Here is a 23,792-nt window from a genome sequence, read left to right as displayed (position 1 = left end):
TGAATTAAGTTTTTACAAATTTACAATGCAAGTTGAGCCTCACATAACCAAATAGATTAAGGAATGCGTGCTTTAATGTTATTAATTACTGTTGATTTTTTATGTAAATGTTACTGAAACATTATCTAAGCTGATTTTATAACTATAAATAAAAAAATTACATTTGTTGAAAACTCAAAATAATGGCGGGCAATAGCTTCGGAACACTATTTAAACTCACAACATTCGGAGAATCTCATGGCAAAGCCATAGGCGGAATTATAGACGGTTGCCCAGCAGGATTAACTATAGATTTTGATGCCATTGAAACAGAAATGAATAGGCGTAAACCTGGTCAATCTAAGATAGTTACACAACGTAAAGAACCAGATACCGTACAGTTTTTAAGCGGTATTTTTGAAGGAAAAACTACAGGAACTCCTATAGGTTTTATGATTGAAAATTCAAATCAGAAATCTAAAGATTATTCTCATATAAAAGATTCTTACAGACCATCTCACGCAGACCTTACTTATGACCAAAAATATGGTCATAGAGATTATCGTGGTGGTGGTAGGAGTTCTGCACGTGAAACAGCATCAAGAGTTGCAGCAGGTGCAATTGCAAAACAATTACTTAAACCAATATCTATTACAGCGTATACCTCTTCTGTAGGAACATTAAAACTTGATAAACCATATACAGACGTAGATTTTAGTGAAATAGAAAACAATCCTGTAAGGGTTGCAGATTCTAAAATGGCTGTTGAAATGGAAAACTATATTAAACATATACGAAAACAAGGTGATACCGTTGGTGGTACAGTTACATGTGTAATTAAGAATGTGCCAATGGGATTAGGAGAACCTGTTTTTGATAAATTACATGCAGAACTTGGTAAAGCAATGCTTTCTATTAATGCCGTAAAAGGTTTTGAGTATGGCAGTGGTTTTAAAGGCACTACAATGACAGGTAGCCAACATAACGACGAAATTAATCCAGATCACACTACTAAAACTAACTTTAGCGGTGGCATACAAGGAGGTATAAGCAATGGAATGGATATATATTTTAATGTTGCGTTTAAACCAGTTGCCACAATAATGCAATCACAACCTACTATAAATAAAGAAGGCGATAACGTAACTATGGAAGGTAAAGGCCGCCACGATCCTTGTGTAGTACCTAGAGCAGTTCCTATTGTTGAAGCTATGGCAGCTTTAGTTTTAGCAGATTTTTGGATGAGAGATAAAGTCTCTACATTGTAACCCATTTTTAAAAATTAATTAATGAAGAAATTAGCATTACACTGGAAGATTATTATTGGTTTAGTTTTAGGTATTATCTGGGCTTTACTTTCTAGCCAACTTGGTTGGAGTGAGTTTACGGTAAACTGGATAGCGCCATTCGGAACCATATTTATAAATCTTCTAAAGTTAATTGCTGTTCCTTTAGTGTTATTTTCCATAATTAGTGGTGTAGCCAATATAGGAGATCCTGCAAGTTTAGGAAGAATGGGAGGAAAAACACTTGGTGCCTATCTTTTAACTACAATATTAGCAGTAGGTCTTGGTTTAACTTTGGTAAACATTATTAAGCCAGGTGCTTTAGTAGATGAGCAAAGCCGTATAGACAACCGTATTAGTTATGAAATTTGGGCAGATGCTGAAGGTTATGAAATAAAAGATGGCATTAATTATCTTAAAGATCCTGCCTTTTTAGAGCGCGCACAAAAGATTTCAGATTTAAGTAAGAGTGAACTGCAGGATGCTACAGTGTCAGAAAAAATGGAAACTGCAGATAAAACAAAAGATGCAGGACCACTACAACCATTGGTTGATTTAGTTCCGCAGAATTTCTTTAAAGCACTTACAGATAATGGTTTAATGCTTCAAATAATTTTCTTTGCACTGTTTTTTGGGGTCTGTTTATTATTTATTCCTAATGAAAAATCTGCTCCAGTTACTAAATTAGTTGATAGTATTATGGAAGTATTCCTAAAAATGGTAGACCTTGTAATGCAAGCAGCTCCATTCTTTGTATTTGCTTTGTTAGCTGGTGTGGTGAGTAAGATGGCTGGAGATGATATTGGTAAAGTATGGGAAATATTTAAAGGCTTAAGCTGGTATTCTCTAACTGTTTTCGCAGGCTTAATGCTTATGATTTTTGTGATTTATCCATTAATCTTAAAACTGTTTGTAAAACAAATTCCTTACAAAGGCTTTTTTAAGTCTATGAGTCCAGCACAAACCTTAGCATTTTCTACATCAAGTAGTGCTGCAACATTACCTGTTACAATGGAATGTGTTGAAGAAAATTTAGGTGTAGATAAGAAGGTAACAAGCTTTGTCTTACCTATAGGTGCTACAGTTAATATGGATGGTACGTGCTTGTACCAAGCAGTAGCCGTAGTATTCTTAGCACAATTGCATATGATTGATCTTACTTTAGGACAACAATTAACTATTGTACTTACAGCAACTTTAGCATCAATAGGATCTGCTGCTGTACCTAGTGCAGGTTTAGTGATGTTAATTATAGTGTTAGGTTCTGTTGGGTTAAATCCTGCTTGGATAGCTATTATTTTCCCAGTAGATCGTATTCTGGATATGTTTAGAACAGTTGTAAATGTAACTGGAGACGCAACAGTATCTTCTATAATTGCTAAAGGCGAAGGAATGTTACATTATAAAGAACCTAAAAGTGCTTCAGAAACATTTGATATGGATTCTTAAGTCTCAACAACATTAGTGAAAAGCTCAATTATTTTAAGAATAGTTGAGCTTTTTTCATATATAACAATATCTTTTTAATCCTTTTCTAAGAAAATATTCATTATTTCTTATATTTCAGCTTAACTAATACTCAACCCAATTATGAACGTATGTTTCATTATGTATCCTTGGGACACCATTAAAGCTCCAGAGGATGATAGTACACTAGCAATGTTACAAGAATTTGCAAAACGAGGTCACGGCGTTGTGATGACAACACCAGCAAACCTTACCATTAGAGAAAGTGTAGCCTATGGTTTTTGCAATGTCTTAAAACGTATGGATAAGGTGCCTAGCAACTTAAAATCATTTCACTCAAAAGCCACATTTAAAAAGGAAATGCTACCGCTTGCAGGGTTTGATGTTATTATACTTAGGAGTAATCCGCCGTTAGATAATCTAATGCTTAATTTCTTAGACTCTGTAAAAGATGATGTCTTTATAATGAATGATATAGATGGCATACGTCGTGCAAACAATAAGCTTTATACAGCTGTTTTTGAAGATGAAGACAATAAGATAATTCCGAATACGCACGTTACTAAAAATAAAGAGTATTTAAAGACTATAATTAAAGAACACCCACAAGATAAGATGATTCTTAAGCCATTAAATGGTTTTGGTGGCAGTGGCGTTATCCTTATTGAAAAGAGTGCAATGAAGAGTATAAGCTCGTTGTTAGATTTTTATATAGACAATAAAGATGGCACAACAAACTATGTAATTCTTCAAGATTATATTGAAGGAGCAGATCAAGGCGATGTACGTATACTATTACTAAACGGTCAACCAATTGGTGCTATGAAACGTGTTCCAGGATCTGAGGATCATAGGAGTAATGTAAGTGCTGGTGGTTCTGTACAAAAGCATCAACTAAGTAAGCAGGAAAAAGAGTTGTGTCGAAGAATTGGGCCAACGCTTGTGAGAGATGGTTTATACTTTGTAGGGATTGATGTTATTAATGGCATGCTTGTCGAAGTAAATGTAATGTCTCCTGGCGGCATTACCTATATGAATAAGGTATACAAATCTAAAGTACAGGAAAAGGTTATAGATTTTGTTGAAGACAAAGTAGAACAACGTGTAACGGCATTTGAACGTCGTAAGAAATTACGCCAAACTGTAAACGAAGCATAACTTATTACAATACCTAGTGCAAAAACTTAGCATTCCAGAAATTATTAAAAAAATTGAAGCAGAAGAATGTTTTGAAGCTGTTTCAATAGATTATTCCTTTACGCTTAAAATAGACGATTACGTACCTTATATATGTGGTGCCGTACACGATGGTCATAACTTTAGAAAAGACCTTTGGGCAAATTGCACACATTCTGAATACGAACGTTGGTTTGAGGAAGATCCTTGTACTAAAGATATGGTAAACACCATGCCAATTGTAATTGCTGGCAGAGATTCTCGGTTTGAGTATGATCTAAACAGACATCCAAATATTGCAGTATATGAAGATGCTTGGGGAAAGGCACTTTGGAAAACTCCGATAGATGAGCAACAGCATAAAGTAAGTTTAGAAAAGCACACTAATTTTTACAAAGTAGTACACGCTTTAGTTTCTATGATCGAAGCAAAATTTGGTTGCGCCATTGTTTATGATATGCACAGCTATAATTGGAAACGATGGAATAGGGAAGTGCCTGTAATTAATTTAGGGACTACCAATATTAACAACTCTAAATACAGTAGCTTGGTAAACCAATGGCGTGATAGTTTAGCAGAATTAATACTACCTAACAATATTGCTGTAACTGCAGCTATAAACGATACGTTTCAAGGCAATGGTTATTTCTTAAAATATATCACCAACCACTTTCAAGACACATTGGTGTTGGCCACAGAGTTTAGTAAAATATATTGTGATGAACTTACCGGAATTATTTTTCCAGAAGTAGTAAGTGCAATTACAACTCAGCTTAAAAATAAGATACCACAGCATGCCGATACGTTTTATCGTACCTTTGCAACCTAAAAATTACGAGAGTATATGTTGTTAGAAGATGCTAAAAAAAGATACGCAGACCTTTTTGAAATAGATCATAATTTAGATAGACTTGTAAAAAATATAGAGCTTCTCAATTATTTGAATCCGCTTAATATTGAGCAAGAGAAGAAAACTTTCTTTAAGTCTAAATTTACATACGAGCCATCTTTCAAGTACCGAAAGATTAAATTTAACCCTTATAAAATGCAACGCTTGTTTTTTAGCCAGCGTTTAGAAAAGATTGAAGATGAAACCATCCGAAATTTTTATGAGGAAATTATATACGAGTATTCTGGTCTTATTTCTTGTATAGAACATATTGGGCAGGACAAGAAGTTTTATTACAATAACCTAAAGGTTTTTGGTACACCAAAACAACGTGATGTAGAGAACGCTCAGTTTATTCTTCATTTTTCTGAAGAAGAAGACCTTGAAGTTATGAAGCCTCGTTATAATGTAGATGATGCTGTTGCCTATTTTGAAGAGTTTGGTAAAGCTTATAACTTTAGGTTTACTATCAAAAAATCGACAAATATAAGTGCTGCAGCAATGGTACTTAATGCTTCAGAGACATTGGTGCTTAAGCGTAACCATATGTTTTCAGAAAACCAGTTAAAAGTACTGGCCAATCACGAAATTGGCGTGCATATGGTGACTACATTTAATGGAAAACTACAGCCATTAAAAGTATTCTCAAACGGATTTAAAAATAATACCGAAACTCAAGAAGGCTTAGCGGTATTTAGTGAGTATATGAGTAACTCTTTAACTCTTAAACGTATGAAAGAGTTAGCATATCGTGTTATAGCTGCAGACAGCCTTATAAAAGGCTATAGCTTTAGCGATACGTTCGATTTGCTTTACAGCCAATATAAGTTAGACAAGCACGAAGCGTGGCAAATTACATTGCGAGTACATCGTGGTGGTGGTTTTACTAAAGATTTTCTTTACTTAACAGGCCTTAAGAAAGTATATGATTTTTACCATTCTGGTGGTGAGATGACTAAACTGCTTACAGGAAAAGTAACTCTAGAAAATTTAGATGTCATTGAGAAACTACAAGAATTAGGCTTGGCTGCACCTAGTAAATTTGTGACAGATTCTTATGCTAATAATAGTAATGAGAATAAAAAAATGGACTTCATTCTCCGTAATTTAAAGTAAGCTTGCTTAAGTTTTACTAAACATTAAATGGTTTAGTTTTCTACGAAAAATTCGTTAAAACAGTTTATGCCATTTAAGTTGTTTACAACCTCAATAGAATTTGTAGTTGTATTAGCTCTCCAAACCTTTGTAATACGCTGTATGTTCATGCTATCTGTTTTTGTAACTATCGCAATAAGGTTTTCGTCCAAATTTTGATTTAGCTGGCAATAGCCAATAGTAATAAACTCAGTATTTTTTAAATCTGGTATGGCTAACGTATCTAAGACTTTTACTAGCCTTTTAGTATTAGAGGATTCAATTGCTACACTATTAAACAGAATTAAATTCTGCGTATCATTATTTAGATGTAGAATACTGTGTTTTGGGTCTACATAGGTACCATAAACTACCGTATCGCTTACTTTAGAAAATTTTTGAAGTTCAGCAATTTCGGAAAATGATTTAAATTCTTTTCCTATTAACGAATGTTGAGATTCGTTCTCAGAATTCCCGCAAGCAATTATGGTTAGTAAGGCTATAACAACTAAGAGTTTATTCATAATTTTAAAGTGCTTGTTAATATCTACTTATGTAAGTTACTATTAAATACTCATAACAAACAGTTGTAGGTATTTAATTATGATGAGTTTACCTTTGCTTGATTAAAGTTAGTTGTGTTGGCAAGCTAAATTCAATGTTTGATTGATTAACGTACATACCTTCTAAGTTTCGAAGGCTATATGTAGCTATTGTGTCCAAACCATTGGAGTTTAATTTAAATTGTCCTTTTTTGGTTTTGTCACTTACCACATCATTTATAATAAAGATATATTCTGTGGGGTTATCAAATACTAGTGTAGCTTTAAAATTTAACGGGTCATAAATATTATTTAAAATATTCGCAACTAGAACACCATCTTTAACGTATTTGTATCTCGCAAGAATAAAATCAATCGCCATGTTTATTCCCTCATAATTATAGTTAGTTATTTTGGTAAATTCAATTTCAAACGAGCTGTTTCCTTCTTCCCATTTCCAAGTTCCTAGAACATCCTCAAAATGATTATTTGTGTCTTTTAAATAGGTATTTGTAGTCCAATCTATTTTATTACTAACATCAACTATTGTGTGTTGCGCTGAGCAGCTTATACATAAGACAAGTAAGGTTATTAATGATATACTATTTTTCAAATCATAGTTCTTTAATTCAGAATGTAGGTTTTCAAATGAGATTTCAATTCTATAAAAGTGGTTATTATAATAATTTCAATTATATGTTCTTTGTCTTGAGTAAATAATTTGTGTGCAATTAGTTACTTCTAAAACTAATAAGAAAAATTAACTTGTAATGAAGTTAAATTAAAAATCTAAAAACCGAGATTTTAATTCTGGTGTTGGCATCATACAGCTATCTTTTTTACCATACCATTTGTAACGGTTCTTAGCTATATAATCATACACCTTATTACGTAAACCAAAGGGAAAAACTTTTAAATAGGATAAGTAGGAGTAGGCGCCATCTAAATCTTTAGCAATTTCCAGAGCAGCATCAGATTTTAAGTAATACGCGCTACCAACATCTACCAAAATAATTGAGTCTACTTGAGTAGTGTCTATACCACGTTCCTTAATAAGTTGTTTGCCTATTGTGCTTTGCAGTGGTGCAAACTTAAAGGCCTTGTGTTTGTCGTGAGTAATTATAAAATTGATGGCGTTGTTGCAAAGATTGCAAACACCATCAAACAAAATGATTTTATCACCGTAAGCTATATTGGCTTCAGTTGGCATTGGGTTAAGGTCTTGAGACAAATTCGAGTTCGTTTAAAGATACATCTGTCGTAAAGATACCATAGTTTACTGTAGCGCGATCTTTTTCAATCTTATCTATAGTTCCTGTTGCCTTACCGTCTTGGAGTCTTACTTTATCTCCAACCTTTAAAGAGATCTTAGGTTTTGCTGCTTCAATCTTTTCAGCTTTCTTTTTTTCTACCTTTTTCTTTTCTCTTATAGTTTTTATCTTTTCTTGAGCTTCGCGCTTTATTTTTTGTTGCTTGCGTTTTTCTTCGCGCTCTTTTTCTACAGATTGTTTTTGGCGCTTAGAGTTTTCAATCTGTATGAGCTTCATTAACTCGCTGTTTAAATTCTTCTTATTTTTATTATAAAAGAATTTCTCAGCGATAGTATCTACACGCGTCCCTAAGTGTATCATACGTTGGTGTGTATCATACAATTCTTGGTAGCTTTCTAGCTTGGCTTGTACCTTATCGTTAATTTCAGCTAGCTTTTCTTGTTCTGAAGCTGCTTTTTGCTTTTTGGTTTCTAAAGCAGTAGTTGTTTTTTGGAGTTTGCTGCGTTGTTGTTGTAGTTTGGCAATACTCTTATCAAACCTAATCTTGCCACGTTCTACTTTTTTCTTAGAGCGGTTTATTAAACTGTACGGGATACCGTTTTTTTGTGCTACCTCAAACGTAAACGAGCTACCAGCTTCACCCATTTGTAATTTGTAAACAGGCTCTAAGCTTCGACTATCAAACAACATGTTGGCATTGTTAATAGCTTCAGTTTCTTGTGCCATCTTCTTTAAGTTGGCGTAGTGAGTTGTAATGATGCCGTAAGATTCTCTTTCGTGAAATACTTCTAAAAATGTTTCAGCTAAAGCACCACCTAATTCGGGATCAGAACCTGTACCAAATTCATCAATTAAAAACAAAGTGTTCTCATCACATTTACGCAAAAAGTAATTCATATTCTTTAAGCGGTAACTGTAGGTACTTAAATGATTCTCGATAGATTGGTTGTCACCAATATCTGTAAGTATTTTATTGAATAAAGAGACTCTGCTATACTCGTGCACTGGTATTAGCAATCCACTTTGCAGCATAACTTGTAATAATCCCACTGTTTTAAGTGTGATACTTTTACCACCAGCGTTAGGGCCAGAAATTACAATAATGCGGTTGTCCTTATTTAAGATTATATCTTGAGGATATGTTTTTTCACCCTTAGCTTCATTGTTTAAAAACAATAATGGATGATAGGCATCTTTTAACTCTAACTCTCTAGTTTCTGAAATTGCTGGCAATACTGCGTTTAATCGCTTTGCATAATTGGCCTTAGCAGAAATAAGATCTATATGAGATAGTAATGTTTGGTACTCACTTAATAACGAATCATAGGGTCTTACCAGGTCTGTAAGTGCTTTTAAGATGCGTTTAATTTCTTCTTTTTCTTCGTATTGTAGGTTGTTAAGTTCTCTTGTATGTTGCTGTGTGGCTTCTGGTTGTATGTAAACTATACTACCAGTTTTGGAGTTGCCAAGAATACTACCTTTTACTTTACGCCTGTGCATAGCTTGCACTGCGAGCACTCTTATATTATCTACAACACTTTCTCTAATCTCATCTAAATAACCGTAACCTTGGTATTGCGATAATGCGCTAGTAAAGCTGCTGTTTATCTTTCCTTTAACTATAGATATGTGCCTTCGGGTTTGTTGTAATAAAGGCGAAGCATCATCTTTAAGCTCACCATATTTATCTATCACCTTATTTATAGTATCTACAATAGCAGTTGTATATTCTGTTTCTGAAACAAACTGATATAGTGTAGGGTAGTGCTCCTTAAATTTTTTAAAGAACCTAAGATGTATATTGGCACTTTCTGAAATAGAGGCTAATTTTCTGAAGCTGTACGTTTCTAATACAGAGTCCTCTATTCCTAGTAACTGTAGCTCTCTATTTATAGCATCATAACCGTGGTTAGGAATAGTGCTTTCCTTGAGCCAAGAACTCATATATTCCTGTACTCTTGTTAAAGCATTTATAGTAAGATCTTTAGTAGCAAAAGGTTGTAGCTCATAAGCAAACTGCTTTCCTAATTCTGTAATACAAATGTCTTGTACTTGTGTACAAACAGTGTGAAACTCGAGATCTTTTAAAGTTTTTGGGTGAATTTTTATCATAGCAATTGCCTAAATTTAGGCATCACAAAATTAAACAATTTAAGATGAATGTAGATATAGATGAAAGCTGGAAAACAATTTTGAAATCTGAATTTGAGTCGCCTTATTTTGAGGAACTTACAGATTTTGTGAAAGAGGAATATTCTCAACACACGTGTTTTCCTAAAGGACAGGATATTTTTTCTGCATTTAATCATTGTTCTTTTAATGATGTAAAGATGGTTATTATAGGACAAGATCCTTATCACGGCGTTGGTCAAGCTAACGGTCTTTGTTTTTCTGTAAAACCAGGAATAGCTTTGCCACCTTCATTAATAAATATCTTTAAAGAGATTGAAACAGATCTTAATACACCATTTCCTGAAGATGGTAATTTAGAGCGTTGGGCAAAACAAGGCGTGTTATTATTAAATGCAACATTAACAGTAAGAGCGCACGAGGCTGGTAGTCATCAAAAAAGAGGTTGGGAAACATTTACAGATGCTGTTATACAGACAATCTCAGATTCTAAAAAAAATGTAGTGTTTTTACTTTGGGGTGGATTTGCAAAAAAGAAAGGCAAAAAGATTAATGAAGAAAAACATTGTGTGCTTACAAGCGGTCATCCTTCACCATTAAGTGCAAATAGAGGATATTGGTTTGGTAACAAACATTTCTCACAAGCAAATGCTTACTTAATAGAAACAGGACAAGAGCCCATAGTTTGGTAATTACTTATCTGCTGCCAGTTGGTGATTGTTAGATACTTTTTTTTCTTTTTCGCAGTCGTTACAGCTAAACTTAATAAGAAGAAAATTTAATAAGATGAGTCCTCCTAAAATGCATAAAAATGTTGTCATGAATACAGTTTTTGTATGTGTTGTTTTTGGGGACTACTTTAATATTAGATGTAAATAAAGTAAAAGAGTTGCGTTAATAACAGCACTAAATTTCTCTTTTCGATAAAAGAAGTTAATTTAAGCTGAAATGCTTTAAGGAGTGATAATAAGCAGGTTATCTTTAAATAATCTTAACGTTATTTAAATGTATGGCAAATTGAATTATAGTCTATTTTTTCTGAAATAAGCTCTAGCTCAAGCAACTTATCTTGTACATTAGTAATAGTTGTTTCAGATAATTGTTCTTGGCTCCAACGGGTTAATCCCAACCATTCTTTAATATCTTTTTCATCTTGCTCATAGGCATTAGAGAGTGTCTTAGATATCATTGGTATACTCTTAAACTCTTTAGATGTTCTGTTTATAACATCTAACAATGCTTCTAAATCTTTGGTGTTATTTTTTATAACCTCATCTCTGGCTACAATAACAAAGCAAGGCCAAGGTGTAGGACAATCTCCAACACGTCTAAACGTACCATTATCTACATAGGGTTTAGTAGTAAAGTGTTCCCACATAAAATACTGAGCCTTATCTTCTGGTAACGCCTCTAAAGCACCGTCTAGATTTTTTACAACTTCAAATTTTAACTCACTTGTATCCCAATCCATATTTTGGGCATTTACATACGCTAAAAGGTGAGATCCAGAACCAAAACGACTAATAGCACAAGTTGTGTCTTTAAGGTCTGCAATGGTTGTATACTTAGAGTCTTGAGCAACGTGAATTCCCCAAATAAGAGGAGATGCAATATACTTTTGAATTATTTTACTAGGATTGCCATCTATAATATCTTTTACTATACCTTCTGTAAGCATAATGGCAACATCTATCTCATTATCCCTTAAAGCCTTACTCATTTGTCCTGTGCCGCCGTAAAAATCTCTCCACGTGATATCTAGACCAACTTCAGAAAATTCGTCATTATCTAGGCAAAGGTGCCAAGGTAGGTTAAAGTGTTCTGGAACACCTCCAATTCGTAACTTAGTCATTACTATGTTTCTCTTTAAGGTAATTGTAAATAGCGTATTGAGATCGCACTAGCGACTCACCAACTTTAGGTTTTACAAAGGTATTACTTTCTTGTGCATCTTGTATTCTTGCTTTCACATTGTCTGAAAGCTGAATGTTAAGAATGTCATTTAATTCTTGTGCTAAATCTTCATCGTATAATGGTGTAAGAACTTCAATACGTCTGTCAAGGTTTCTTGTCATCCAGTCTGCACTTCCAAAATACAGTAATTCTTCTCCATTATTACCAAACTTATAAATACGACCGTGTTCTAAGAATCTATCTATAATACTGGTCATGTAAATATTCTCACTTAAACCTTTTTTACCAGGTATTAGACAAGAAAAGCCACGTACCAATAGCCTTATAATAACACCAGCATCGCTTGCTTTATAAAGAAGGTCTATCATTGCAGGATCTTCCAGACTATTCATTTTTGCTGTAATAGATGCTGGTTTGCCTTCTTGTGCTAGATCCATTTCTTGTCTTATTAGCTTTTCAAATACACGTCTTGTGGTAAATGGAGAAATAAGCAAGTGTTTGTTTCTAGGAATTATTAAATCGCCTTCTAAGACATCAAAAACTCTGGAAAGCTCTTTGGTGATTTTTTTATGAGCCGTAAAGATGGCGTGGTCACAATATATTTTTGAGGTTTTGCTATTAAAGTTTCCTGTACCAATATAGGCGTAGCGTTTGTTTTTGCCGTTCTCTAAACGCTCAACCATCAATATTTTAGAATGTACTTTAATACGCGGATAGCTATAAATAACTTTAGCACCTTTATCCTCAAACTTGCGACCCCAAACTATATTATTCTTCTCATCGAACCGTGCTTTGGCTTCAATAAATACGGTGACAGCTTTGCCATTATCTAATGCTTTTAAAAGTGCGGTTGTAAGGCGCGACTCGTCTGCAACACGATATAGTGATATTTTTATTGCTGTAACATTTTCATCTTCTGCAGCTTGCTCTATAAAGCGCTCCACATAACTAAAAGACATAAAAGGAAAATGTAGTAATTGGTCTTTCTCCTTTATTGTTTTAAAATAATCTGTAGATGGTTCTAAATACTTATGTTTTAGTGGTTGTAGTGGTTTGTAATGAAGATCTGTATTGTCTGTAGGATCTGGAAACCCAAAAAAGTCACTAAAATTGTGATAGGTGCCACCAGGCATCATATCTATTTTACCTAGACCTAAATATTTACGAATTGCTTTCCTTAATTCTTTAGGCATTTTTGCATCGTACAACAAACGTGTTGGTTGTCCTTCTGTACGTTGCTCTAACGAGTTATAAATTTTTTCTGCTAAGATGCCTTCATATTCATCATCTAAATATAGCTCTGCATCTCTAGACATTTTAACCTCATAAATTCCTTTTACTGTTTTATTAGGAAAGATCTGAGATACTTTGGATCTTACTATATCATCAATAAACGTTATAAAGTAATCTTTTGAATCCTTATTCTTAAATGTATAAAAACGCCCACAAGCTTCAACAGGAATATTTAAGAGTCCGCATTGCTTTTCATTTTCAAATGCGACGACAAAATAAATGGTATTATTCTGAAGAAAAACATCTTTATCAGTCTTGAAATCGACAATTTTAGGATTTAGTTCTGGTACTATTTTGGTTGCAAAATAATCTGAAGCTTCTTTGCATTGTGGTTCAGAAAATTCACCAGAATGTATAAGGTGAATATTATGCTCTTTTAATTGTGGGATAATTTCATCGAAAAAGACTGTTCCGAAGCGTTCTTGATGACTTTTTACACCTTTTAATATTTCTTTTACTTCTTTCTTAGGTCTAAACGCCAAACGCTTTCTCAAGCTTTTATCTATGCGTTTAATTTGTCTAAGTTGTGAAACCCTTACTCTAAAATGTTCATCGAGATTAGAGGAGAAGATGGCAAGAAACTTTAAACGCTCATATAATGGCGTACTTTGGTCTTCTGCTTCTTGCAACACACGCTCATTAAAACTAAGCCAGTTTACATCTCTGTGCTTAATATTTTCTTTGAGCCTTAACTCTTTTTCAATAGCCATTTAGTGTGTAAGTTTTTCTAAGGTGTATAAAATAAGGTTGTCTACAGTGTCTTTAGGTGATTTACTAAACTCACCATTTGCACGATTTGCCAGAATAGCGTTTAAAGAAACTGCACGATGACCTAGTAAGGAAGCCATACCGTAAATTCCGGCAGTCTCCATTTCCAAGTTAGTAATTTTGCGTGCATCTAATCGTGCATTTTTCAACTTTTGCATAAAGTTAACATCACTTAAACCAGCTCGTAATACACGACCTTGTGGTGCATAAAAGCCAACGTTTGTTGCAGTAATACCTTTTATAAGTTTTGTAGAATCTAAAGTTTTAAGCAATTCAGGATCTGCTGAAACGATATAGGGATGAGATTTCTCCTCAGATAATTCTAATTGTTGTGTTAAAGATTTTGATAGGTTTAAGTGTTGTAAATGTTTACTGTCATAATAATGTAATAAAGTATCAAACCCTATTCCCAGTTCTGAAACTAAAAACGAATCGATAGGAATATCTTCTTGTATTGCTCCAGATGTACCTACGCGAATAATATCCAAGGCTGTTTTTTCAGCTTTAATTTCTCTCGTCTTAAGATCTATATTAGCTAAGGCATCTAATTCATTAAAAACAATATCTATATTATCTGTACCAATTCCTGTTGATATTACTGTAATAAACTTGCCATTACACTTGCCAGTTTGCGTGTGAAATTCACGTTTTCTTACTTTAACATCAACACTGTCAAAGTGTTTGGTAATATCTTCTACACGATCTGGATCGCCTACTGTAATAACAGTTTGCGCCAATTGCTCTGGTAGGATATTTAAATGATAAATACTACCATCTGCATTTAATATAAGTTCAGATTCTGGAATTTGCATATTTTGTTATAAACTAAGAAGAGTAGCCTTTAGTATAATCTAAAACAGCTACTCTTTATGATACTAATAAATAAGGTTTAACCACCTACACGTTTTACTAAAAAACCTTTGTCTTTTAGCATATCCATTATTTCAATACGGTAATCTCCTTGTATAATAATTTGATCGTCTTTAAAACTACCACCAACACCAAGACTCTTTTTTAAATCTTTGGCAAGTTGCTTAAAATCTTCTTGAGCTCCAGTATAACCATCTATTATAGTAATAGGTTTGCCACGGCGCTTTTCATACTTACAAAGTAATGGTGCGTCCTGTATCCACAAACCTTCATTATCATTAGTTGTATCTTCAGCTTCAGTAGATTCGTGCTCTGGAAATAAGTTTTTTAATTGATCTTTTAAGTCCATATTACTTTTTAATAAGTCCTATTTCTACTAGACGTTGGTGTAAAAATTCGCCAGCTGTAATATCTTCATATTGCTTAGGGTTTTCTGGAGAAACACATTCATCTAAACAATCTAACTTCATTTCACTACGCGGATGCATAAAGAATGGAATTGAGTAACGAGGATTTCCCCATTCTTCTTTAGGTGGATTAATTACGCGGTGTATAGTAGATCTTAACTTATTGTTGGTATGTCTTTCTAACATATCACCTACATTAATTACTAGTTCATCTTCTTCAGGAATAGCATCTATCCACTTTCCATCTTTTCGAAGTACTTGTAAACCACCTGTTGAAGCACCCATTAGTAGAGTGATTAAGTTAATATCTCCATGAGCACCAGCACGTACTGCACCATCTGGCTCTTGTGTAATTGGAGGATAATGTATAGGTCTTAAGATTGAGTTTCCGTTACGAGCCCAATGGTCAAAATAAGTTTCTTCTAAACCTATGTACAATGCTAATGCACGTAGTACATAAATACCTGTCTTCTCTAACATCTTATAAGCTTGCATACCAGTGGAGTTAAAATTATCTAACTCCTTTACCTGTACGTTTTCAGGATAATCTTCTACAAGGTTTGCATCTTCATCTGCTTCTTGTCCAAAATGCCAAAATTCTTTTAAATCACCTTTTTTACGTCCTTTGGCATGTTCTTTTCCAAAAGAAATATAACCACGTTGACCACCAAGGCCATCTATTTCATAACTTTCCTTAACCTCTGTAGGTAGAGCAAAGAAAGATTTTACTTCTTTATAAAGGTTATCTACCAAATCATCTTCTAGAAAGTGATTTTTTAGTGATACGAAACCAATTTCTTCGTAAGCAGAACCTATTTCATTAACAAATTTTTGTTTTCTATCTGGATCATCCGATAAGAAATCGGCTAAATCTACACTTGGGATATTGTTCATAGTAAAATAATTGTAAGTCCTACAAATATAATAAAATGTATAGTGAATAACTTACTTATAAAGTTTTGTTCAAATTACCTTCACAATGCCATTTTTTCTACATTTGGTATACAATATAAATATCATGGCAAACCCAACCGAAACAGCACCTATATTTAAATACTCAAAAGATAACTTAAGCAATGAGGAACTCTTAAAACTTTACTTGGCAATGCTAAAGCCAAGGTTAATAGAGGAAAAAATGCTTATTTTATTAAGACAAGGTAAAATATCTAAATGGTTTAGTGGTATTGGCCAAGAAGCTATTTCTGCAGGTGTAACCTTAGCGTTACAAAAAGAAGAATATATTTTGCCTATGCACAGAAACTTAGGTGTTTTTGTAAATAGAGATATTCCGTTATACCGCTTATTTACGCAATGGCAAGGTAAAGCCAGTGGATTTACTAAAGGAAGAGATCGTAGTTTCCATTTTGGTACTCAAGAATTTAATATTGTGGGAATGATTTCGCATTTAGGTCCGCAACTTGGTGTAGCAGATGGCATTGCATTAGCACATAAATTAAAAAACGAAAAGAATATTACAGCTGTTTTTACAGGAGAAGGTGGTACTAGTGAAGGTGATTTTCATGAAGCACTTAATGTAGCCTCGGTTTGGGATTTACCAGTCTTATTTTGCATAGAAAACAATGGTTACGGATTATCTACTCCTACAACAGAGCAATACCGATGTGAAAATTTAGCAGACAGAGGTTTAGGATATGGAATGGAAAGTCATATTATAGATGGTAATAATATCTTGGAGGTTTATCAAAAAGTTTCAGCGCTTGCAGAAAGTATGCGTGAGAATCCACGTCCTGTTTTAGTTGAATTTTTAACCTTTAGAAGACGAGGACACGAAGAAGCAAGTGGTACTAAATATGTTCCTGAAGATTTAATGGAAGCTTGGGAGCTAAAAGATCCTATCTCAAATTATAAAGATTTTTTAATAGCTGAAGGTATTTTAACTGAAGAGCAAGATGAGCACAAACACGTGCTTATAAAAGCAGAAATTGAAGCACATTTACAAAAAGCTTTTGAAGAAGATGTAATATCGTCTTCTGAAGATGATGAGTTAAATGATGTTTATAAACCTTTTACACTTGAGGTTACTAAGCCTAATGAAACTACAGAAGAATTACGACTTATAGATGCAATTTCTCAAGGCTTACGACAATCTATGGAGCGATATGATGATCTTGTGATTATGGGGCAAGATGTGGCAGATTATGGAGGCGTCTTTAAAATAACTGAAGGTTTTATTGAACAATTTGGCAAAGACCGTGTTCGCAACACACCAATTTGTGAGTCTGCAATAGTATCTGCTGCAATGGGATTATCAATAAATGGTATGAAAGCAGTAATGGAAATGCAATTTGGAGATTTTGCAACATCTGGTTTTAATCCTATAGTAAACTATCTAGCAAAATCTCATTACCGTTGGAACCAACATGCAGATGTTGTTATACGTATGCCTTGTGGTGGTGGCGTTGGTGCTGGTCCATTTCATAGTCAAACCAATGAAGCTTGGTTTACTAAAACACCTGGTTTAAAAGTAGTATATCCAGCGTTTCCTTATGATGCTAAAGGATTACTCGCTACAGCTATTGAAGATCCAAATCCTGTATTGTTTTTTGAGCATAAGGCATTGTATAGAAGTATTAGACAAGAGGTACCTACAGATTACTTTACAATTCCTTTTGGTAAAGCGTCGCTTTTAAAAGAAGGTGAAGACATTACTATTATAACCTATGGTGCAGGTGTTCATTGGGCTTTAGAAGTTTTAGAAGAGCATTCTAATATTTCTGCAGATCTTATTGATTTAAGAAGCTTACAACCTTTAGATTATGATACCGTTTATGCATCGGTTAAAAAGACGAGTCGTGTTATAATACTTCAAGAGGATTCTAAATTTGGAGGTATAGCTTCAGATTTATCGGCTTGTATAATGGAAGATTGCTTTAAATACTTAGATGCACCAGTAAAACGTGTTGCGAGTTTAGAGACACCAATACCTTTTGCTAAAAATCTAGAAAACAATTATTTGCCTAAAAACAGATTCTTTAACGAGTTGTTAGAGGTTTTAGCTTATTAAAGCTTAACATTATTTAATACTTTATTGTTAAACATTCCTAAGAAACACTTAGACAAAACAAAACTCTCGTACCTTTAGTGTAACTAATCATTTAAAACTAAAAATTATGTTACGCTGGACAGTTATATTTATAATTATAGCAATTGTTGCTGGAATCTTTGGCTTTGGAGGAATCTCTGAAGGTGCAGAAGGTATAGCAAAAATCCTATTCTTTATTTTCATAGTTCTATTCCTATTATCATTAGTAGGTAGATTATTCAGAAAATAAAAGACTAACCAATAAAAAAAATACAATGAAAAAATTAATAATGTTTTGTTTTGCAGTTACTGTTTTAGCTAGCTGTGGTACAAGTAAAGTTGTAAAAGAAGCTAAGTCAACCTTTAAAGGTGCTTGGACATTAAATACTATTACATATCCTGGAGCATCTGGAGACTTTGCAGTTACACTTTTTAATGACACCTCAAAAGCGTGTTTTGAAAACAGTGACTGGTTCTTTGTTGCTAATAATAATGAAGGAACGTATACAATTACAAATACAGGTTGTCCTTCTGGAGAACGCAATTTTATATGGACAATACAAGAAGTAAATGAAACTACAGGAAATTATGATTTCTTATTGAAACCTGTAAACGAAAAAGGGAAATCTGAAACTGGTAATACAGGATTTAGAGTAAACCTTGTAAGTCTTACAGATACTGCAATGACTTGGGAACAAACGGTTTCTTTAGATGGAAAACCATTTACTATTAGAATGAATTTCAACAAAAAATAAAAACTAACGATGAAGATTTCAATAAAAACAATTTTAGCAGTAGCTGTTGCCTCAATATTATTTGTAGGTTGTGAGGCTACTAAGAATGCAAATAACAAACAAAAAGGTGGTGTAATTGGCGCTACTGGTGGTGCAATATTAGGTGCTATTATTGGTAACAATGTAGGAGACGGAAACAACTCTGAACTTGGAGCAGTAATTGGTGGTGTTGTAGGTGGTGCAACTGGTGTAATCATTGGTAATAAAATGGATAAGCAAGCTCAGAAAATAGAGCAGGAAATTCCAGGAGCTCAAGTTGAGCGTATTGATGATGGTATTGTTGTAACCTTCGATGAGAATAGTGGTGTTTATTTTGACACAAATAAGTCAAATATTAATGCCAAATCTCAAGAAACCTTAGATAAATTATCTAATGTACTTGTAGAGTATCCTAACACAGATGTATTAGTCGTAGGGCATACAGATAGTACAGGTTCTGCCGAGTATAATATGTCTCTTTCAAGAGATAGAGCTAACTCTGTAACAAATTACTTTACGAGTAAAGGGTTATCTTCTGGACGATTTACAACAAAATGGTTTGGTGAAACTAAACCTGCTTATACGAATGACACTGCAGAAGGACGTGCAAAAAACCGTCGTGTACAATTAGCTATCTTACCAAATGAACAAATGGTAGATGAAGCTGAAAAAGAAGCACAAGACGGAAACTAGTAAACACTTCTTAAATTATTATAAACCCGATGTCAAGCATCGGGTTTTTTTATGCAAACTCGTATCTTCACTAAGTGATAAATGAAAAAATAGGAATACTTGGTGGTGGTCTTTCTGGACTTACTGCAGCAATACATTTAGCCTTAAAAGGTAAAGATGTCACGCTTATTGAAAAAGAATCTTATCCTCATCATAAAGTTTGTGGTGAGTATGTTAGCAATGAGGTGAAACCTTATTTAGCACAATTAGGTGTTACATTTAAAGATGTTTCAATTAAGAATATAAATGTATTACAATGGTCTACTCATAAGGGTAAACAAGTACAAGTTAATTTACCTCTTGGTGGTTTTGGAATTAGTAGGTATATGTTAGATTTTATTCTGTATAAAAGAGCGCTGGATTTAGGTGTTACTGTTATAACAGATACTGTTGTTTCAGTAAATTTTGAAAGCGATGTACTTAAAGTATCTACGCTTACTCAGCATGAAATGATCTTTAAATATGTAATAGGAGCTTTTGGAAAACGCTCTACATTAGATAAAATCCTTCAGAGAAAATTTATTGAAAAGAAATCAAAATGGCTTGCTGTTAAAGCGCACTATAAAACCACCGGATTTAATGAGAATTGTGTGCAATTACATAATTTTAAAGGAGGTTATTGTGGGTTAAGTATGGTTGAGGATAATGCAGTTAATTGTTGTTACCTTACAACATATAAAAGTTTTAAGACTGTAAAGGGTATTGCAAAGTTTAATGCTTCTATAATCTCTGAAAATCCTAATATGGCTCAATTCTTTAACACCTCTAAAATGAGTTTTGAAGCACCATTAACAATAGCTCAGGTTTCATTTCAGAAAAAATCTATTGTACAAGAACATATATTAATGGTAGGTGATAGTGCAGGCTTAATACATCCATTATGTGGTAACGGAATGGCTATGGCAATACATTCTGCTAAACTAGTTTCAGAAACACTCCTAAAAGGAGACATTACTACTTGGGAAAGAAGAGACATAGAAGAACACTACATTAAAACTTGGAAAAAAACATTTTCAAAACGCTTAGCATTCGGAAGCGTTCTTCAACACATTTTATTAAATAACTCCTTATCTAAAATAGCGAGCATTACAATTGCAAGAATGCCTTGGTTGTTACAAAAAATTATAAAAACAACTCATGGTAAACCTTTAAGCTTATGATGACATTTAAAAAACGCTCTAACCAAGAAGAGCTTATGGATAATTTAGATCTAGACAAGCGCATTCTTAAATTAGCTTTAAAAGATATAAGTCGGGTTAATAAATTACTTGGAGGAAATAATATTACCATAAATGCAATCGAAAACATTATAAATAAAAATCCAAAAGCACATTATAAGATAACAGATATTGGCTGTGGCTCTGGTGCAATGTTGCGAGAGGTTGCCACATATTGTAGAAAGAAAAAATACAATGTAAGCTTAGTTGGTATAGATATGAACACAAATAGTTTAGATATCGCAGAAGAGTTTTCTGAAGATTTCCCTGAAATTCGTTATAAGAATCTCAATATTTTTCAAGCCAAACCTAAAGACATAGAGACAGATATCTTACTGTGTACACTTACATTACATCACTTTACAACAGCTGATATCAATCGATTTATAGCAGCATTTGTATCAATTACAACCAAAGCAATTATTATCAATGATTTACAAAGAAGTAGGCTAGCGTATCTATTATTTCATGTTTTTAGCCGTATATTTCTAAAGACGCAACTGGCAAGGATAGATGGTTTAATATCAATTGAGCGTGGTTTTATAAAACAAGACCTTCAGCATATTTCAAATACGTTAAAAGCGTCTTCCTCCATACAATGGAAATGGGCTTTCAGGTATTTATGGGTCATCAAACCAAACAAAACAATATGAGTGTACATATAGCTTCTGTAGCTACACAACTACCTGAATTTTATAGAGAAACTAAAGACATAATACCTTTGGTTAATGTTTGGTTACACGACCAAGATTCTAGATTTAAAAGAAAAGTAGTTAAGATTTTTGAAGGTGCTGCTGTCGATAAGCGTTACTCAATAATGAATCCTGAAGATGTTTTTACCCAAACCACTTTTGAGGATAAAAATAATATTTACCAACGCGAAGTAAAGAAGTTAGGGAAACAGGCATTGGTAAAAGCGTTAGATAAAGCAAAATGGAATGCACAAAGCTTAGATTTTATAATAACGGTAAGTTGTACCGGCATTATGATACCAAGTTTAGATGCTTACCTTATAAACGACTTAAAGCTAAAACAAGATATTGTAAGATTACCAGTTACAGAAATGGGATGTGTTGCAGGAATTTCTGGTATGATTTACGCCAAGAAATTTTTGGAGTCTCAACCTAATAAACGTGCTGCGGTAATAGCCGTAGAGAGTCCTACATCTACATTTCAATTAGACGATTATTCGATGGCCAATATGGTTAGTGCTGCTATTTTTGGAGATGGTGCCGCATGTGTATTATTATCTTCAGAAGACAATCACATAGGACCAAGAATTGTAGGAGAGAAGATGTATCATTTTTATGATGAAACAAATATGATGGGTTTCGATCTTACAAATGGCGGACTCAAAATGATTTTAGACCCCAAAGTACCGGAAACTATAGCAGCGCATTTCCCTAACATAGTTCATCCATTTCTAAAAGAAAATAACACCTCTATTGAACATTTAGACCATTTGGTGTTTCATCCTGGTGGAAAGAAAATAGTACAAACAGTTGAAGAATTATTTGGGAATTTAGGAAAGAATATAGACGATACACGAGAAACATTAAGGCGTTACGGAAACATGAGTAGTGCAACAGTACTGTTTGTATTAGAGCGTTTTATGAATAAAGAGATTGCCAAAGGAGAACAAGGCTTAATGTTAAGTTTTGGTCCAGGTTTTACAGCACAACGAATTTTATTAGAATGGTAAACAATCAATTTGCACTCATTTTAGGAGGCACAACAGGTTTAGGTTTTGCATCAGTAAAAAAATTAGCTGCTGAAGGTTTTAATATTATAGTCGTACACAGAACTCGAAAAGCAGACCTTGTTCAATTTCAGGAATTTATAAACACAACAAATGTAACCGTTATTGAATTTGCTACAGATGCCTTAAATCCCGAAAAACGTGAAGACTGTATTCAACATTTAGTTGAAACACTACCAAAACACAGTGTCAAGCTTATGCTTCATAGTATTGCTAAAGGCAATTTAAACCCATTAGTAAACTCAGAGAAAACTCTGTCGAGTAAAGATTATCAGCTTACTATAAATGCTATGGGTACGAGTCTGTTAGATTGGAGCCAGGCAATGTTGAATGCCAATCTATTTTCAGATCACGCAAAAATCCTTGCTTTTACAAGTGAAGGTAATACTAAAGTAATTCCTAATTACGGTGCAGTCTCTGCTGCTAAGGTTGTGCTAGAAAGTATAATAAAACAAATGGCTGTAGAGTTTGCGCCTTTTCAAATTACTGCAAATGCAATTCAAGCTGGAGTTACAGATACTACCTCACTACGTATGATTCCAGGATCAGATAAATTAAAAAGTCTAGCACTACAACGTAACCCTAACAATAGGCTTACTACACCAGAAGATGTAGCAAACGCCGTATATCTTCTTAGTAAAGATGAAGCCAATTGGATTACAGGAAATATAATTAAAGTAGATGGCGGTGAACATTTAAGATGAGTACATTAAAAACATACATATTAGAGAAGTTACCCTACACAAAACCCTTTTTATTTGTCGATGAAATTTTCAAGGTAGATGATAATGGTATTGAAGGTGCTTACACTTTTAAAGAAGACGAATACTTTTATGAAGGTCACTTTAAAGAATTACCTATTACACCAGGCGTTATCTTAACAGAATGTATGGCACAGATAGGACTGGTTTCATTAGGGATTTACTTATTAAAGGATGTTAAGCAAAAAGATGTTTTGGTAGCATTTTCAGAATCTCATGTTGAGTTTTTGAAAACAGTAAAACCAAAAGAAACTGTAACAGTTATTTCTGAAAAAATTTACTTTAGGTTTAACAAGTTAAAGTGTAAAGTTAAAATGCTTAACGAAAACGATGAGGTGGTTTGTAAAGGCGAATTAAGCGGAATGCTCATACAAGATTAAG

At 33.7% G+C, this 23,792-nt stretch carries 25 protein-coding genes; 15 read left to right on the top strand and 10 right to left on the bottom strand.

Annotated elements, in window-relative coordinates; genetic code table 11:
* Positions 1-182 precede the first annotated feature (182 nt).
* The 5 genes from aroC to CA2559_RS10870 all read left to right on the top strand — a co-directional run bounded on the left by aroC (position 183) and on the right by CA2559_RS10870 (position 5,913).
* Positions 183-1,247, top strand: coding sequence for a chorismate synthase (aroC, locus tag CA2559_RS10890; RefSeq protein WP_013187943.1), 1,065 nt, complete (start codon positions 183-185; stop codon positions 1,245-1,247).
* A gap of 21 nt (positions 1,248-1,268) precedes the next feature.
* Positions 1,269-2,714, top strand: a complete 1,446-nt coding sequence (locus CA2559_RS10885) for a dicarboxylate/amino acid:cation symporter (RefSeq protein ID WP_013187942.1) — start codon at positions 1,269-1,271, stop codon at positions 2,712-2,714.
* Between the two features lie 141 nt (positions 2,715-2,855).
* The gene (gene gshB, locus CA2559_RS10880) at positions 2,856-3,890 is read left to right on the top strand and encodes a glutathione synthase (RefSeq protein WP_083798875.1); all 1,035 of its coding nucleotides are present in this window, start codon (positions 2,856-2,858) and stop codon (positions 3,888-3,890) included.
* A 16-nt stretch (positions 3,891-3,906) separates the two neighbouring features.
* Positions 3,907-4,737 carry an N-formylglutamate amidohydrolase gene (locus CA2559_RS10875; RefSeq protein WP_013187940.1) on the top strand — a complete coding sequence of 277 codons (831 nt, stop codon included), beginning with the start codon at positions 3,907-3,909 and terminating at the stop codon, positions 4,735-4,737.
* A 15-nt stretch (positions 4,738-4,752) separates the two neighbouring features.
* Positions 4,753-5,913 carry a flavohemoglobin expression-modulating QEGLA motif protein gene (locus CA2559_RS10870; protein ID WP_013187939.1) on the top strand — a complete coding sequence of 387 codons (1,161 nt, stop codon included), beginning with the start codon at positions 4,753-4,755 and terminating at the stop codon, positions 5,911-5,913.
* Between the two features lie 32 nt (positions 5,914-5,945).
* Here CA2559_RS10870 and CA2559_RS10865 read toward each other — a convergent pair whose 3' ends face one another.
* From CA2559_RS10865 to CA2559_RS10850, 4 genes are all read right to left on the bottom strand, one after another.
* Positions 5,946-6,455, bottom strand: coding sequence for a hypothetical protein (locus CA2559_RS10865; RefSeq protein WP_013187938.1), 510 nt, complete (start codon positions 6,453-6,455; stop codon positions 5,946-5,948).
* A gap of 88 nt (positions 6,456-6,543) precedes the next feature.
* On the bottom strand, positions 6,544-7,086 hold the full coding sequence (locus CA2559_RS10860) for a DUF6705 family protein (RefSeq protein WP_013187937.1): 543 nt from the start codon (positions 7,084-7,086) through the stop codon (positions 6,544-6,546).
* Positions 7,087-7,254: 168 nt separating this feature from the next.
* Complete coding sequence (locus CA2559_RS10855; protein WP_013187936.1) at positions 7,255-7,704, bottom strand: thiol-disulfide oxidoreductase DCC family protein; 450 nt, start codon at positions 7,702-7,704, stop codon at positions 7,255-7,257.
* Positions 7,688-9,856 (bottom strand): endonuclease MutS2, encoded by a 2,169-nt coding sequence (locus tag CA2559_RS10850; protein ID WP_013187935.1) that lies wholly within the window; start codon positions 9,854-9,856, stop codon positions 7,688-7,690. Before CA2559_RS10850 ends, CA2559_RS10855 begins: the two co-directional genes overlap by 17 nt.
* A gap of 44 nt (positions 9,857-9,900) precedes the next feature.
* Between CA2559_RS10850 and CA2559_RS10845 the strand changes: the two genes are divergently transcribed.
* Positions 9,901-10,566 (top strand): uracil-DNA glycosylase, encoded by a 666-nt coding sequence (locus CA2559_RS10845; protein ID WP_013187934.1) that lies wholly within the window; start codon positions 9,901-9,903, stop codon positions 10,564-10,566.
* Here CA2559_RS10845 and CA2559_RS13980 read toward each other — a convergent pair whose 3' ends face one another.
* From CA2559_RS13980 to CA2559_RS10820, 6 genes are all read right to left on the bottom strand, one after another.
* Positions 10,567-10,695 carry a hypothetical protein gene (locus CA2559_RS13980; protein ID WP_262485274.1) on the bottom strand — a complete coding sequence of 43 codons (129 nt, stop codon included), beginning with the start codon at positions 10,693-10,695 and terminating at the stop codon, positions 10,567-10,569.
* A gap of 176 nt (positions 10,696-10,871) precedes the next feature.
* Positions 10,872-11,726 carry a substrate-binding domain-containing protein gene (locus CA2559_RS10840; protein ID WP_013187933.1) on the bottom strand — a complete coding sequence of 285 codons (855 nt, stop codon included), beginning with the start codon at positions 11,724-11,726 and terminating at the stop codon, positions 10,872-10,874.
* The gene (gene ppk1, locus CA2559_RS10835; protein ID WP_013187932.1) at positions 11,719-13,791 is read right to left on the bottom strand and encodes a polyphosphate kinase 1; all 2,073 of its coding nucleotides are present in this window, start codon (positions 13,789-13,791) and stop codon (positions 11,719-11,721) included. Before ppk1 ends, CA2559_RS10840 begins: the two co-directional genes overlap by 8 nt.
* Positions 13,792-14,661, bottom strand: coding sequence for a nucleoside phosphorylase (locus tag CA2559_RS10830; protein WP_013187931.1), 870 nt, complete (start codon positions 14,659-14,661; stop codon positions 13,792-13,794). It lies immediately after the preceding gene.
* A gap of 77 nt (positions 14,662-14,738) precedes the next feature.
* Positions 14,739-15,068, bottom strand: a complete 330-nt coding sequence (locus CA2559_RS10825; protein ID WP_013187930.1) for a translation initiation factor — start codon at positions 15,066-15,068, stop codon at positions 14,739-14,741.
* Position 15,069: 1 nt separating this feature from the next.
* Positions 15,070-16,020 (bottom strand): isopenicillin N synthase family dioxygenase, encoded by a 951-nt coding sequence (locus tag CA2559_RS10820; RefSeq protein ID WP_013187929.1) that lies wholly within the window; start codon positions 16,018-16,020, stop codon positions 15,070-15,072.
* Positions 16,021-16,144: 124 nt separating this feature from the next.
* On the opposite strand from CA2559_RS10820, the gene CA2559_RS10815 reads away from it, so the two are divergent.
* From CA2559_RS10815 to CA2559_RS10775, 9 genes are all read left to right on the top strand, one after another.
* Positions 16,145-18,151 carry an alpha-ketoacid dehydrogenase subunit alpha/beta gene (locus CA2559_RS10815; RefSeq protein WP_013187928.1) on the top strand — a complete coding sequence of 669 codons (2,007 nt, stop codon included), beginning with the start codon at positions 16,145-16,147 and terminating at the stop codon, positions 18,149-18,151.
* A gap of 106 nt (positions 18,152-18,257) precedes the next feature.
* Positions 18,258-18,419, top strand: coding sequence for a DUF1328 domain-containing protein (locus CA2559_RS13710; protein WP_013187926.1), 162 nt, complete (start codon positions 18,258-18,260; stop codon positions 18,417-18,419).
* 25 nt (positions 18,420-18,444) lie between these two features.
* On the top strand, positions 18,445-18,924 hold the full coding sequence (locus CA2559_RS10805; protein WP_013187925.1) for a lipocalin family protein: 480 nt from the start codon (positions 18,445-18,447) through the stop codon (positions 18,922-18,924).
* 9 nt (positions 18,925-18,933) lie between these two features.
* Positions 18,934-19,635 (top strand): OmpA family protein, encoded by a 702-nt coding sequence (locus CA2559_RS10800; RefSeq protein ID WP_013187924.1) that lies wholly within the window; start codon positions 18,934-18,936, stop codon positions 19,633-19,635.
* Between the two features lie 74 nt (positions 19,636-19,709).
* Positions 19,710-20,834 (top strand): NAD(P)/FAD-dependent oxidoreductase, encoded by a 1,125-nt coding sequence (locus tag CA2559_RS10795; protein WP_013187923.1) that lies wholly within the window; start codon positions 19,710-19,712, stop codon positions 20,832-20,834.
* Positions 20,831-21,544, top strand: coding sequence for a methyltransferase domain-containing protein (locus CA2559_RS10790; protein WP_148232809.1), 714 nt, complete (start codon positions 20,831-20,833; stop codon positions 21,542-21,544). Before CA2559_RS10795 ends, CA2559_RS10790 begins: the two co-directional genes overlap by 4 nt.
* Entirely contained in the window at positions 21,541-22,593 is a 1,053-nt protein-coding gene (locus CA2559_RS10785) for a type III polyketide synthase (protein WP_041241001.1), read from the top strand. The genes CA2559_RS10790 and CA2559_RS10785 overlap by 4 nt, the downstream gene beginning before the upstream one ends.
* Positions 22,587-23,354, top strand: a complete 768-nt coding sequence (locus CA2559_RS10780; RefSeq protein ID WP_013187920.1) for an SDR family oxidoreductase — start codon at positions 22,587-22,589, stop codon at positions 23,352-23,354. Before CA2559_RS10785 ends, CA2559_RS10780 begins: the two co-directional genes overlap by 7 nt.
* Positions 23,351-23,791 carry a 3-hydroxyacyl-ACP dehydratase FabZ family protein gene (locus tag CA2559_RS10775; protein ID WP_013187919.1) on the top strand — a complete coding sequence of 147 codons (441 nt, stop codon included), beginning with the start codon at positions 23,351-23,353 and terminating at the stop codon, positions 23,789-23,791. Before CA2559_RS10780 ends, CA2559_RS10775 begins: the two co-directional genes overlap by 4 nt.
* Position 23,792: the final 1 nt, after the last annotated feature.

Origin of the sequence: Croceibacter atlanticus HTCC2559, assembly GCF_000196315.1 — a bacterium.
GTDB classification, from domain to species: domain Bacteria; phylum Bacteroidota; class Bacteroidia; order Flavobacteriales; family Flavobacteriaceae; genus Croceibacter; species Croceibacter atlanticus.
This window is presented reverse-complemented; position numbering and strand designations above follow the sequence as displayed.